The sequence below is a fragment of the Bacillus sp. FSL M7-0791 genome (assembly GCF_038627085.1).
Lineage (GTDB): Bacteria > Bacillota > Bacilli > Bacillales > Bacillaceae > Bacillus > Bacillus safensis.
In genome coordinates, this window is record NZ_CP152022.1 from 2124463 (window position 1) to 2138362 (window position 13900).

Here is a 13900-nt window from a genome sequence, read left to right on the forward strand (position 1 = left end):
CTTTAAGTGATCGTACGAATCAGCATACTAAAAGACATAGAAGCACCGGGAGAAAAAAACAAGACTTCGAATTTGCGGGGCCATTAAAGGCTCCTCTGCCATATGACGGATGTCTCCTCCATCAAATTGTGTATTTAATTTGCACAATTTTTCATGTATGATTGGAACATCTTAACACTCAGGGGAGAAACAGCATGAAAAATAACTTACGTACTTTACATCCATTTAGTTGGACAATCATCATCGGTACCATATTCGGCCGAATGGCGACGTCTATGAGCATTCCTTTTTTAGCCGTTTATTTGACACAAGTCAAAGGGGCCTCAGCTTCTTCAGCTGGGTTAATCATTGCCGTCAGCTCCCTTATTGGGATCGTGGCGAGTTTTTACGGCGGCTATGTTTCTGACCGAATCGGCAGAAAAAAAGTCATGCTTCTATCCATCTTCGGCTGGACACTTGTTTTTGTTGGCTTTGCATTTGCAGATGCCATTTGGGTCTTCTTTCTCATGAACGCTTTAAACGGACTGTGCCGGGCACTGTTTGAACCAACGTCTAAGGCGCTCTTATCTGATGTCACCCCATCAAGTATTCGGTTGTTTGTTTTTAATTTACGGTATACGGCCATTAACATCGGTGTAATCTTCGGCCCGCTGCTTGGCTTATATCTTGGATCATCGAAAACAACATTTCCATTTCTTGTCGCTGCCTTCATTTATTTGTTATACGGATTAACGCTGGCTTGGCAATTTCAGAAGCATCCAGTTGCTGCTCCAGAAAACACGAAACAAATCAGCGTCAAAAAAGCCCTTTCCATTATCCAAAAAGATACAGTCTTTAGCATCATCCTCATCGGCGTTACCTTATGTTCGTTCGGGTATTCGCATTTAAGCTCAACGCTGCCTCAATACTTATCAGCGTCACCTATGATTGAGGATGGTCCTAAACTGTTTGGATATCTTTTATCTTTAAATGCAGTGGTTGTCATTGTCATACAATACCCGCTCATCATGATTGCAAAGCGCTACTCCACCATTTTGTCGCTGACCACCGGGAATATTCTTCTTGCCGGCAGTTTGTTTGCCATTGCTTTTTCACAAAGTCTCGGCATGCTTGCTTTCATCATTGTCGTGTTTACAATTGGGGAAGTTCTGCTGTTTGCGATGATGGATCTTTTTGTAGACAATATTGCAAAGCCTGAAGTGAAGGGATCGTACTTTGGGGCGATGGGATTTTCTCAGCTCGGCAGTGTCATCGGACCATTTGTCGGCGGACTGTGCATTGACTATTTTGGCGCAGCCCATCCCCTCTCCATTTTTACGGTCTTGTCAATGATCACCATCGCAGGCGTTCCATTCTTACTCATTGGATATTACCGTCTAAAAAAGCGATCGGCAGCAGCCATAGCTGTTAAAGTAAGTGGAGATCATTAAAAAAACCGCTCTCTCGTTTGAGCGGTTTTTTCTTTATACCCGGCGGATGGCGATCTCTTCCACCTTGTGCTGATCCCCTTTTTTCAAAATGAGATCAGCCCGATATTTTGTCGGTAAAATATTTTGATATAAATTAGGGCGATTTACGGTATTCCAAATGGTGCTTGCCATTTGATCTGCCTCTTCATCCGTCAAATCTTTATATTGATGAAAGAAGGATTCAGGGTCTTGGAAGGCTGTTTCTCTTAGCAAACGAAATCGTTCTTTATACCATGATTGAATTTGCGTTTCAGCGGCGTCTACATAAATCGAAAAATCAAAGAAATCTGATACAAACACACGCGGTTCATCCTTCAGATCATCCAGCGCTGGTGATTGGAGCACATTGATTCCTTCAATGATGACAATATCCGCATCCTCTACTGTTTCATACACACCTTCTAGCCGGTCATAGGTCAGATGCGAATATACCGGGGCATGCACAGTTTGTTTACCTGATTTTAATTCATTCAAAAAAGACAGCAGGGCTTTGACATCATAGCTTTCCGGGAATCCTTTCTTTTCCATTAGTCCTCGATCCTTTAATTCTTTTTGAGGATATAAAAAGCCATCTGTTGTCACAAGACTCACCTTCAGCCCATCTCCAAGCCTCGATAAAAGCGTTTCAATAATACGAGCCGTTGTGCTTTTCCCGACAGCTACACTTCCAGCAATCCCAATTAAAAAGGGAATTTTGGCATGATGCGGGTAGTTTAAAAAGGCATTCACATGCTGGTTTTTTTGTTTTTCTGCAAAGACATGTAATGTCAGAAAACGAATAAGCGGTATGTAAATATCTCGAACTTCTTCAAGCGATAAATAGTCATTTAACCCTTGCAGCGCTCTCGCTTCCTCTTCTGAAACAGATACCGGCATATATTCTCCAAGAGCTGCCCAGGCCTCTCTCGTATGGCGCGTGTATAGCGTATTAAAATCTAGTCGCGTGTCACTCAAAGTCTTTCCCACCAATCTTCACTAAACTCGTAACCCAAAAAGACGATAATCCGATTGTAGCTTAAAATGAAGGCGCTGTCTTTATTTTTCAACGAAAGTTTGTTTGTTTTGCGAAAAAAAGCATTAAAAAAAGGAATATGAGGGTAAATAAGAGTATTCAGTACGATAGATAGAAGGGAGCACACTAAATGAAATATGTGATGATTGGCGGAGATGCAGCTGGAATGAGCTGCGCTATGCAAATATATAGAGAGGATCCAAATGCATACATTGTTGCTTTTGAAAAAGGAGAGATTTTCTCATATGGACAGTGCGGACTCCCCTACTTGATCGGCGGTCTCATTGATGATCACAGAAAGCTGATCGCACGCAGGGCTGAAACCTTTCGTGAGAAATATGGAATTGACGCCAGATGCTTACACGAAGTGACCTCCATTGACCCAGAGCAAAAAACAGTGTCGGGTCATCATACGAAAACAAAAGAACCCTTTACAGAAAGCTACGACCGCCTCTTAATTGCGACAGGAGCAAGCCCTGTCACACTGGATTTAGACAGACAGCCATTAGAAGGCGTACACGTATTAAAAACCATCCCGCATGCGCTGTCCATTTTAGACCATTTAAAAAAGGACATCACACATGTCACGATCATTGGCGGTGGATATATCGGCCTTGAAATGGCTGAAAATTTAAAAGCGCTCGGAAAAAACGTACATATCATTCAGCGGGGAGCAGCACTCGGCCCGGGATTTGACTCCGATATGGCAAAATACCTTAAAGAAGAGGCTGACGCCAAGGGCATTCACGTATCGCTTGGAGAAACGGTACAGCAATTAGAAGGCAAGTCACATGTCACAGCTGTTATCACAGACAAACAAACCATTCAAACAGATATGGTCATCATGGCCATCGGTGTCACTCCGCAAACCTCCTTTTTACATAATACCAGAATCAAGCGTCTTCAAAATGGCGCTATTGCAGTAAATGAATACATGCAAACCAATATAAAAGACATTTATGCTGCCGGTGATTGCGCTGCAACCTATCACCGCATCAAAAAATCACTGGATTATATTCCGCTCGGCACAACTGCGAATAAACAAGGGAGAATCGCAGGATTTCATATGACAGGGACAAACCGGGCGTTTCAAGGCGTGACTGGAACAGCCGTCATGAAATTTATGGACGTGACAGCGGGACGAACAGGCTTATCAGAAAAAGAAGCAAAAGAGGCGGACATTCCTTTCTCCGTCATCACCATTGATAGTACAGATCACGCGAAGTATTACCCAGAAGCGCAGAAAATGAAAGTGAAACTGATTTACAGAAGCGATGACCATACCTTGCTTGGTGCCCAAATCATCGGCAGAAACGGTGTAGATAAACGGATCGATATCGTGGCGGCTGCCCTTTACCAAGAGCTGACCATAACAGATCTTGAAGATTTAGATATTAGCTATGCACCGCCGTTTAACAGTGTATGGGACCCGCTTCAACAAGCGGCAAGACGGATATAGAAAGTGTCACAATGAAGCCATACCTCAAAAAAAGAAACCAGTTCAAAACCGGTTTCTTTTTTGTTATTTTTTCATCATCGCTTTTCGTGCTGCTTTTTCAAATAAAAATGGGAATAACTGATACAATTTGCTGCCAGCATTCATCCAGCCGGGCAGATTAATCTCTCTCTTTTTCGTCATCATGGCAGATACGACCTTCCCTGCCACCTTGTCCGCACTCAGCATCATAAAATCAACGTTCTTCACATATTCACCGCTGCGGTCAGCGATGGTAAAGAAGTCTGTGGCAATTGGTCCTGGGTTGACCGTCGTCACGTGAATGCCTGAGTCTGCCAGCTCCATTCTGAGGCTGTTTGAAAATCCAAGAACGGCATGCTTTGATGCGGAATAAATCGCTGATTTGGGTGTCGCAATCTTTCCTGCCTGGGATGCGATATTGATAATATGTCCCTGCCCTCTTTGTTTCATCTCAGGGATGACCTTTTTCGTGCAGGCGATTAAGCCAAACACATTCACCTCAAACATCGACACCATTTCCTCTATGGAGGCATCTTCGACGAGATCGAATACGCCAAAGCCGGCATTGTTGACCAAAATATCGACCGGCCCCACTTCTTCATACGCGCGATCAATGTCCTCAAGCTGGCTGACATCTAGCTGAGCGATGTGACACACCCCGCCAGCACTCATAATTTTTTCTTTCACACTAGTAAGCTTTTCCACTCGTCTTGCTGAAATAATGACCTCTGCGCCTTCTTCTGCTGCCAAGCACGCCATTTTTTCACCAATGCCCCCAGATGCGCCAGTAATCCAAATCCTTTTTCCTGTCAATCGCCCCATGTGTCTCACTCCTTAGTTTGCTCTGTAATAGACGATTCCGTCTTTTTGCATTTCTTCAATTCGCCCAGCCTCTAAGAGCACATCCAGCTGCCCGACTGTCTCAGACATCGTTAAAAACAAGGCCTCTTCATACATCACAGGAAATAGCTTGCGGCAAAGATGAAAGGCCGTCATTTCTTTTTGTTTAAGCAGCTGATACATCGTATTTGCTCGTTTCTCTTGTTTTTTAAATCTTTCTTCAATCAATTCATGGTGGGACGTGATGAGCTGACCGTGTCCTGGATAAATCGTCTTGATTGGCAGACGCAATAACCGATTGAGTGATGCTTTATATTGAAGCAGTGATTTTTGACGTTCCTCGCCCTTATACGGTGCTTCCATTAACGGATTTGAAGAAATGGTCGTCAAAAGCAGGTCGCCGCCAATAAAATTCCCCGTTCTTTCATCTAAAAAAGAAAGATGAGATTGTGCGTGTCCGGGTGTTTCCATCACAAAGAAGTGTTCATGCCCGCTTAAACGATCACCTTCTTTTATGATCTCATCTACATGTGAAGTACAAGAATATGTATAAGATTGCTTCACCATTTTTTCACACTCATTTTGCCGAAGCGGGACACCTAACTGCTGAAAAAAAGGAATCATAAAGTCCACTTGGCGCTGCTTAAACACTGGATCCTGACTAATATACGGCTCATTTAGCTGGTGTCCGATTACACGGACATGAGGTTTCATCAGATTTAACAGACCGACATGATCTGCATGATGATGGGTCAGCACCACCTGATCAATATCGTCTATCGATAAACGATGTTCCTTTAATTGCGTGACAAAAGCATGCTCTGCCTCTTCTGTCATCGGCCCGCAATCAACTAAGGTTACGGCCTCTCCTTTTAATACATATGCATACACATCCCCAACAGCAAACGGCGTGGGGATGGATAATTGAATGATGTCTTCTTTCACTTTTATACGTCATCTCCTGCTTTTTGACTCATGATTGTGGGTACTTAAGCCTTCTTACTTCATTGTATCTTGCAAAAGGCAGACTGTCATGCGGTTTAGACGGGCAATTTTTTTAACTGCCCCTATTGACATAAACTTGTCCATCGTTGCATAATGAACAACAAATATATGATGCGCGATGACAAGGATTAGTAAGCAAAATAATGATGCAAGAGAGTGAGGTCCGCCGGCTGAAAGACTTCACCATCCTCTTATTTGCTGAACCTGCCCTTTGAGCTGTTAGGCAAACCTAAACGTTTCCCGCGTTAAGGGACTAGAGCTGAGTATGCATGTTTGCATGCTAATTGAGGGTGGTACCGCGAAAAACCTTTCGTCCTTTTCAGGCGAGAGGTTTTTTTATTTTCTACAAGGAGGAGCAGCTTATGAGTAAAATTGGATTTATCGGTGCAGGCTCAATGGCAGAGTCTATGATCAAAGGTTTATTAAAAAGCGGCATGATGTCGAATGAAGATATCATTGTGACAAACAAAACGAATGAAAAACGATTAGAGGAATTACAGGCGCGTTATGGGGTCAAAACGGATTTCGCTCGGTCCTTTATTTATGAAGAAGCGGATATTCTCGTTTTTGCCTTAAAACCGAAGGATGCAGAAAGCGGAATTTCTGAAGTCCGTCCTCATTTACATGGACAGCTGATCATTTCTATTTTAGCGGGTATTTCTATTGAAACGATTCAACACTATGCTGGCGGAAAGAGTGCAGTCGTTCGTGCGATGCCAAATACATCAGCGGCGATTCAGCAGTCAGCAACTGGTATTGCCGTAAGTCATGAAGTGACAGAGGAGCAAAAGAAAAAGGCCGTCGAGCTGTTTGAAACGATCGGGCATGTCACAGTATTAGATGAATCGCAGCTAAATGCTGTGACAGCCATCGCAGGCAGCGGCCCTGCCTTCATTTATCATTTGATTGAAGGAATGGAGCGAGGTGCCTCAGAACTTGGAATGGACCAAGCAACTGCGAAATTACTCATTTGCCAAATGATTGCGGGCGCCGCTAATATGCTTCAAGACAGCGGAAAAGAGCCGGCCGAACTGCGCAAAGAAATCACAAGTGAAGGCGGAACAACAGAAGCCGGCCTGAACACACTGGCTGCCTATCAATTTGAAGAGGCCGTTGTCGATTGTGTCAAAACAGCCACTAAACGCGCAGCAGAATTAAACGAAATGTTTTCAGCAAGTACGTATAAATGAAATTGAAAAGCACCTGTTTTGATGACAGGTGCTTTTCACTGCCTCATTGACATGATGGCTTTGATTTGATCCAGATGATGTTGTTCATGTAAAGCGATGGTTTCAGCTAATACTTGGACGGTCATCACTCCTTCTTCCGGATGCAGACCGGATTGTTCCCATATATCTTTTTCTAATAGCCGAAGCGTGTTGTTTCTTCTCTCTTTCATCCGTTTGATCAATGCTTTGATCTCCTCTGCGTTATACCATTCATACGCTCTTTCTTTCACATACCTTTCAGGATCATATGATTGAAAGGGCGTGTGATGATCTGATATCGCCTGTTCTATCCGCTCTGACCAGACTTCTTCTGTGTCATACAAATGCCCGGTGAGCTGCTTGATTGACCATTTCTCCTCCCCTAAAGATCGATCCAGTGTATAATCATCACAAGCCTCCACTAGCTTCTCTAGTTCACTCATACTTTCCTGAAGCGATGTGATGATGTCTGTTTTTGTTAATTTCCCAGTTTCCATTTAATTTTCTTACCCCCCTTCAAATAAATATAAGTCTTCTTTAATATCATTTTCTATTTATTAAATAGAAGCCCTATCATCAAGATAGAGCTCTTCATTACATCTACTTATTTTTTCTCTAATAAAGCATGAATCGTTGATTCTAGCAATTCTGGCAAAATGCCAAAAGAGAACGGGACGTGCAGCCGCTCTGTCCATTTGTGCGGGTCCTTTCCTAGTGGACCTACGTTGATGACTGGAACGTAAAGGGCTTCCTTTTCTCCTTGCGGTAAAGAATAGCCTTTTTGGTAAAGCGGCATATTGGTTGTATAATGACCTACTTCCTGCTTCTCGAGCTGTAAGTAACTTAAATCAGACAATCCCGGGAAATATTTCACTTCCTCTACTTCAAGTCCATATACCTCTTTTGCCTCTTTTTGAATCTTCTTGAATGTCTTCTGAATATGCGGATCTTCTGTTGAGGACACAGAAGGGTAAAATGGCGGACTATAAAATAGAACAATCAGCGGGCCTTCTTCCTTACATAGCGTCGTCAGCTCCGAGACAATTTTCGTTGAAAAATCTCGATCTCCAAGTTCACCTCGGTTGGCGAATGCATAGTTGACAATGCGCTCGACTTCCTGTTCACCAGAGCGTTCTGCGGCTTTTTGATACAGCTCGTGATACGTAAGAACCGTCACCTGAGTGTCAATTGGAGTAAAGTGTTTAAAGCGCTGAAAGTCCGCTGTTTTTTGCTGAAGATTGGCCTCGATTTGGTCTGCTGCTTGTTTCGCAGTTTCATAGAGAAGTCCGTGCAGTTCTTCACTTGAACGTTTCATCATGAGCACATTAAATAAAGATACGGCTGTGTGAGGTGTTTGAACGGAATAGGCTTCTTTCAAGTCCTTTTGCATTAAGTTCGTTGGAGGCGGCGTTACTTCACCATCTACTTCCTCACAATAATCACTATTGAGCTCTAACAGCCGGTTTAGTTCAGATACCATAAAATTCGCATTTAATCCTGAGAAAGGCTCTCCTACATGTGTTTCAATCCCTTTACAGAAAAATCCGGCTAATACCTTTCCTATACTGCCTGTATACATATAATGATGTTCATCCCCTGGATACTTTTCAAACATCGGCTCACTGTTTAAACACGCGGTATAGTCAAGATCATGTTTTTCTCTAAGCTCTTTTAATTTCGGCACAGCCTCAAGCATTCCTTGTGAATTCACTTCTTCATCAGGAACTGTGACGAGCAGGACATTTCCATCAAATGTTCCTGTCATCGCTCTTTCCAGCATAGAAAGCTGCACGGTGAGACCTGCTTTCATATCCATGGCCCCTCTTCCAAACAGCCAGTCGCCTGAAGCAAGGTCCTCTCTTGCCCTCTTTGGAAGAAGCTCACTTTTTTGCGAAAAGGAAGCCATTAACTCTTCAGGCTTGCATGCCATGTTTTGAAATTCGCCGTAATCTTCTGTATCGACTACATCAAAGTGACTAAGAAGCAGCACGGTACGCCGCAGCGTACTGCGCTTCACAAGTGCCGTTAAATAATACCGGCCATCTTTCATCGGATGCAAAGCCAAATGATCAGGGTTCTGCTCAAAATAAGGCCGCTCCCTTAGCAAATAATATAAATATTCCGCTAACGCGACTTCTCCTGTTGTACCTGATATGCTTTCATACTGCATAAGAGCTGTCAGGAGCTCCCTTAGTTCACTCTCTGTTTGCCATTTCATCCGTTCTCCCCCTTTGATGTCTCTATCTCTCCATTATACAAAAACGTGTATAAAAGCTATATTCTTTGAGCACCTTTTATGACGAAAGTTTGAATGGCTGTTATAATCGGCTATACAATTCCATGAGGAGGCGAAGGTATTTGGAAACAAAACTCTTTTCACCTTGGACATTAAAAGGTGTTACACTGAAAAACCGCATCGTGATGTCCCCGATGTGTATGTATTCATCCTATGACCGTGATGGGAAATTACAGCCTTTCCACTTCACACATTATATTTCCCGTGCACAAGGTCAGGCTGGTCTCATCATGGTGGAAGCAAGTGCTGTATCTCCTGAGGGAAGAATTAGTGATCAAGACCTCGGTATTTGGAGCGATGAGCACATCGAAGGATTCGCTTCATTAAACGAACAAATCAAAGCGTACGGAACGAAGACAGCCATCCAGCTAGCCCATGCAGGACGTAAGGCTGAACTTGATGGAGACATTCTTGCACCATCAAGCATCCCATTTGATGAAACATCTAAAACCCCTGTCGAGATGTCTGTTGATCAAATCAAAGATACCGTTCAGGCGTTTCAGGATGCAGCTGTACGGGCAAAAAAAGCGGGTTTTGACATCATTGAAATTCATGGTGCACATGGCTATTTAATCAATGAATTTCTTTCACCGCTGGCGAATCACCGAACAGACGACTATGGCGGTTCACCAGAGAACCGTTATCGTTTCTTAAGAGAAGTCGTAGACGCAGTCAACGCCGTATGGGACGGACCTTTATTTGTCCGTGTGTCAGCTTCTGATTACACGACAAAAGGACTTGATATTGCAGATTATATTGGGATTGCCACTTGGCTCAAAGAGCAAGGTGTCGACTTAATTGATGTCAGCTCAGGTGCTGTCGTGCAGGCGAAAATCAACACATTCCCCGGCTACCAAGTAACATTCGCAGAGAAAATAAAAGAAAGTGCCGGCATTCAAACAGCAGCTGTCGGTCTGATTACATCTGGTGTACAGGCAGAGGAGATTTTACAAAATCAGCGTGCGGATTTGATCTTTATTGGCAGAGAATTTTTACGGGATCCATACTTCCCGAAAACAGCTGCTCAAGAGCTCCGTACATCCATCGAAAGCCCGCGTCAATATGATCGCGCTTGGTAAAAGCTCTTAGGAAAAAAGGTGTCTATTTTTCGAAATAGGCATCTTTTTTGTTTTTAAGAGAAACATATCTGCCTTTTGTGCCGTCTTTTAGCTAAAGAACCACTTAGAGGAGATGGAAGAATGAATTCGGCAATGATTGAAAAAATGTATCATATAGATGGACACCACTTTTATACAAAACATCGTCAAGGCAAAAGGCAAGCCACGATTATCTTTGAAGCAGGCTACGGCATTTCTAGTGACACGTGGTCGAATATGGCACGTGATATTGACCCAGAGCTTGGGGTTTTCTTATACGACCGTTTAGGAAATGGAAAGAGCAGTGAGAGCGGTGAAGGAAGAACCTTGCATGACCTCGCTGATGATTTAGATGCACTGCTGAAAGAAGCCAATATTCAGCCGCCATTTCTTATTGTCGCTCACTCATTTGGCTCTCTTGTCAGCCGGTTATGGGCAAGCCGCAGAGGAGATGATGTCATTGGTATGGTGCTGTTAGACCCGGCAAGTGAGGAGCAAGAGCAGGTGATCCTGCCGCTTTTATCAAAGGAAGAACGCACTTCATATATGGCGCAGTTTACAGCAGAATGTACGCATGAGGACTTTCAGCAAATGCTAAGCACAATCAAAGAGGAGCAAACCCATTATGGAATGATGCCGCTTCTTGTCATTTCATCAGGTAAGAGCCGATTGTTTCACCCAGCTCATGAAGCTTGGCTCAGACTTCATAAACGCATGCTGTCTTTGTCATCCCAAAGCGGATGGATTCAGGCGCAAAACAGCTCGCACTATATTCATCATGATGAACCGCATATTGTACAGCTTGCTATCTATGATGTATGGTGCGCAGCCAAACAACCTGTCTCCTATTATCAAACTGCTAATTAAAATAAAAAACTCCTTGACCCGTTATGAGTCAAGGAGTTTCTTTTATTTATGCCGTTGGAGCAGATTGACTTTTTTCTGAAAGCAGCTTTTCAATACTGACAAGCTGAACACATAATGTAAAGATGTCAATCGCTTGCTCTAGTTCTTCAAGAGTCGGGAATGTTGGTGCAATGCGAATGTTACGATCAAGCGGATCTTTTCCATATGGGTATGTTGCACCTGCACCTGTCATTGTGACACCTGCTTCTTTTGCTTTTTGCACAACAGCTTTTGCACAATGATCAAGTGTATTTAAACTAATGAAATATCCGCCATTTGGCTTGTGCCATTCAGCGATATCTTTTCCGCCAAGTTTTTCGTCAAGAATGGAAAGAACGAGGTCAAATTTTGGCTTAATGATCGCTGCATGCTTTTTCATATGTTCCTTCAAACCTTCTGGATTTTGGAAGAAACGAAGATGTCTTAGTTGATTAATTTTGTCTGGTCCGATCGTTTGAATCGATAATTGCTTTTGAGTGAAGCTTACATTGTCAGGGCTAGACGCCATCAGTGCAACACCTGAGCCTGGGAATGTAATTTTAGACGTAGACGCAAACATAAACACACGGTTCGGGTATCCTGCCTCTTCAATTGCTTGAAAAATATCTTTTAACGTATCAGGTGTATCCGTTAGATGGTGGACTGCATATGCATCATCCCAAAAAATGCGGAAGTCGTCTGCTTTTGTTTTCATTGAAGCTAGGCGGTCAACGACTTCATCTGAATACGTAATACCGTCTGGATTGCTATATTTAGGTACACACCAAATGCCTTTAATCGCTTCATCTTCTGCGACCAATTTTTCTACCTGATCCATATCAGGTCCATCAGCCTTCATATCGACCGTGATCATCTCTATGTTAAATAGCTCACAAATGGCAAAATGACGATCATACCCTGGGCTTGGTGCAAGGAATTTTACCTTTGGCAGCTCTCCCCAAGGTGTTTTGCTGTCACATACGCCGTGAGTCATCGCACGTGCAATGGTATCATGCATCATATTCAGGCTTGAATTACCACCGATGATGATTTGTTCTGGCTTTAAATTGAGTACATCTGCAAAAAATTTCTTCGTTTCAGGAAGGCCTGTCAAGCCGCCATAGTTTCGCACATCTGTGCCATCTTCAGCTGTCATTGCATCCTTTGATGTCACAACATCGAGCATGCCCATAGACAAATCGAGCTGTTTTGGTGAAGGCTTCCCTCTAGACATGTCTAAGTGCAAGTTTTTACTTTTGTAAGTTTCATACTCATTTTGTAGTGCCACATATAGGTCATTCAATTCTGCTTCACTTAATGCTGTAAAACCGCTCATCTTTGATTGTGCCTCCCGTATTCTTCATAGTTTAATTCGTCATTTGTTTTTTCTTCACCATTTTACCACTACCTGAAAAAGAGCGTCATCATAAATATCAAAAAAATCACACAACTTTTTTTGACGATTCATCCAATTTTTACAGGGTGCGTTCAATGGGGAAAGAAGAGAAATCATGTGCAGCTTCTGTCAGCGGGAATATATCGCGGGCTTCTTTCAACAGTTGTTTCAGTGCCTCTTCTCCTTGGTAACGTGCACTTATATGGGTCAAAATGAGCCTTTTTGCGCCTGCTTCCTCTGCTGTTTTCGCTGCTTGTTCTGTTGTACTGTGATAATAATTGTAGGCTAAATCTGCATCTTCTTTACCGAATGTTGCTTCATGGACTAACACATCCGCATTTTTGGCAAGCCTTGTTATATTCTCGCACAAACGGGTATCTCCTGAAAATGCAACGATTCTCCCTTTTTTAGGGGGTTCCAAATAATCGGTTCCATCAATGGTTCTTCCATCTTCGAGTGTCACGGTTTCCCCATTTTTCAACTTCTGATACAAAGGTCCAGGTTTTACACCGATTTCTTTTAGGTCTTCGGCTTTTAATGAACCAGGCATATCTTTTTCCACAACCCGATAGCCGTAAGCTGGAATCCCGTGAGAGACTCTTCTTGCTTCTACTTGAAAGGTATCGTCTTCAAACACGACCCCTTCATCTATTTCTATGATATGCAACGGATATGTCAAATGCGTTTGAGTAGCTGAAAGTGCTGCGTTCACAAAGGCCTTAATGCCCTTTGGTCCATAGATCGTCAATTCATCCTCCCCGCCTTGAAAGGATCTGCTGCCAAGGAGTCCCGGAAGGCCATATACATGATCACCGTGCATATGTGTTATAAATATTTTCTCGATCTTTCTCGGTTTAATCGTTGTATGTAAGATTTGGTGCTGCGTTGCTTCTCCGCAATCAAAAAGCCACACTGCATTTCTTTCTTCTAAAAGCTTTAGCGCTGTGCAAGTGACGTTTCTTGTTTTTGCAGGAATGCCTGCACCTGTTCCTAAAAAGAGCAGTTCCATTACTTTTCCTCCTAAAGCCGGTATACAATATCTTCATTCATATAGAATACATGAAGACAAGGTAAATGTGAATTCAGCGGAATTTTTGAAAAAAGTGAAACGAGAGCAGAAAAAGTCGAATCAAATGTTTGCTTTACGAACAATGAAGCTTTAAAATAAAGAAAATGTACATACATTCTCGGTTTTTACAACAATGCTACGAATAA

General features: G+C 42.9%; 12 protein-coding genes and 1 other annotated feature. Of the genes, 5 read left to right on the forward strand and 7 right to left on the reverse strand.

What is annotated here, in order from left to right; genetic code table 11:
• Positions 1 to 194: 194 nt before the first annotated feature.
• Positions 195 to 1430, forward strand: coding sequence for an MFS transporter (locus tag MHI08_RS10835; protein ID WP_342499622.1), 1236 nt, complete (start codon positions 195 to 197; stop codon positions 1428 to 1430).
• 33 nt (positions 1431 to 1463) lie between these two features.
• Here the strand turns inward: MHI08_RS10835 and coaA are convergent, their stop codons facing one another.
• A complete protein-coding gene (gene coaA / locus MHI08_RS10840; protein WP_024428044.1) occupies positions 1464 to 2423 on the reverse strand; it encodes a type I pantothenate kinase in 960 nt (319 codons plus the stop codon).
• A 188-nt stretch (positions 2424 to 2611) separates the two neighbouring features.
• Here coaA and MHI08_RS10845 point away from each other — a divergent pair, with 188 nt between their 5' ends.
• Positions 2612 to 3940 carry a CoA-disulfide reductase gene (locus MHI08_RS10845; RefSeq protein ID WP_342499623.1) on the forward strand — a complete coding sequence of 443 codons (1329 nt, stop codon included), beginning with the start codon at positions 2612 to 2614 and terminating at the stop codon, positions 3938 to 3940.
• A gap of 63 nt (positions 3941 to 4003) precedes the next feature.
• Here the strand turns inward: MHI08_RS10845 and MHI08_RS10850 are convergent, their stop codons facing one another.
• The gene (locus MHI08_RS10850; RefSeq protein ID WP_024428042.1) at positions 4004 to 4780 is read right to left on the reverse strand and encodes an SDR family oxidoreductase; all 777 of its coding nucleotides are present in this window, start codon (positions 4778 to 4780) and stop codon (positions 4004 to 4006) included.
• Positions 4781 to 4792: 12 nt separating this feature from the next.
• Positions 4793 to 5743 (reverse strand): MBL fold metallo-hydrolase, encoded by a 951-nt coding sequence (locus MHI08_RS10855; RefSeq protein ID WP_056767246.1) that lies wholly within the window; start codon positions 5741 to 5743, stop codon positions 4793 to 4795.
• A gap of 169 nt (positions 5744 to 5912) precedes the next feature.
• Positions 5913 to 6124, forward strand: a binding site (T-box leader).
• Between the two features lie 41 nt (positions 6125 to 6165).
• Between MHI08_RS10855 and proC the strand changes: the two genes are divergently transcribed.
• The gene (gene proC / locus MHI08_RS10860; RefSeq protein WP_024428040.1) at positions 6166 to 6993 is read left to right on the forward strand and encodes a pyrroline-5-carboxylate reductase; all 828 of its coding nucleotides are present in this window, start codon (positions 6166 to 6168) and stop codon (positions 6991 to 6993) included.
• 35 nt (positions 6994 to 7028) lie between these two features.
• On the opposite strand, the gene MHI08_RS10865 is transcribed toward proC, so the two are convergent.
• Positions 7029 to 7508: a DinB family protein gene (locus MHI08_RS10865; RefSeq protein WP_056767249.1), complete on the reverse strand. Its 480-nt coding sequence runs from the start codon at positions 7506 to 7508 to the stop codon at positions 7029 to 7031.
• Between the two features lie 107 nt (positions 7509 to 7615).
• Positions 7616 to 9229: a M20/M25/M40 family metallo-hydrolase gene (locus MHI08_RS10870; protein WP_056767253.1), complete on the reverse strand. Its 1614-nt coding sequence runs from the start codon at positions 9227 to 9229 to the stop codon at positions 7616 to 7618.
• 140 nt (positions 9230 to 9369) lie between these two features.
• On the opposite strand from MHI08_RS10870, the gene namA reads away from it, so the two are divergent.
• A complete protein-coding gene (gene namA, locus MHI08_RS10875) occupies positions 9370 to 10386 on the forward strand; it encodes an NADPH dehydrogenase NamA (protein WP_082580757.1) in 1017 nt (338 codons plus the stop codon).
• 120 nt (positions 10387 to 10506) lie between these two features.
• Complete coding sequence (locus MHI08_RS10880) at positions 10507 to 11271, forward strand: alpha/beta hydrolase (protein WP_024422899.1); 765 nt, start codon at positions 10507 to 10509, stop codon at positions 11269 to 11271.
• Positions 11272 to 11317: 46 nt separating this feature from the next.
• On the opposite strand, the gene MHI08_RS10885 is transcribed toward MHI08_RS10880, so the two are convergent.
• Positions 11318 to 12625: an aminotransferase class I/II-fold pyridoxal phosphate-dependent enzyme gene (locus MHI08_RS10885; RefSeq protein ID WP_176967010.1), complete on the reverse strand. Its 1308-nt coding sequence runs from the start codon at positions 12623 to 12625 to the stop codon at positions 11318 to 11320.
• A 139-nt stretch (positions 12626 to 12764) separates the two neighbouring features.
• Positions 12765 to 13694 carry a ribonuclease Z gene (gene rnz, locus MHI08_RS10890; protein ID WP_024422900.1) on the reverse strand — a complete coding sequence of 310 codons (930 nt, stop codon included), beginning with the start codon at positions 13692 to 13694 and terminating at the stop codon, positions 12765 to 12767.
• Between the last annotated feature and the right edge of the window lie 206 nt (positions 13695 to 13900).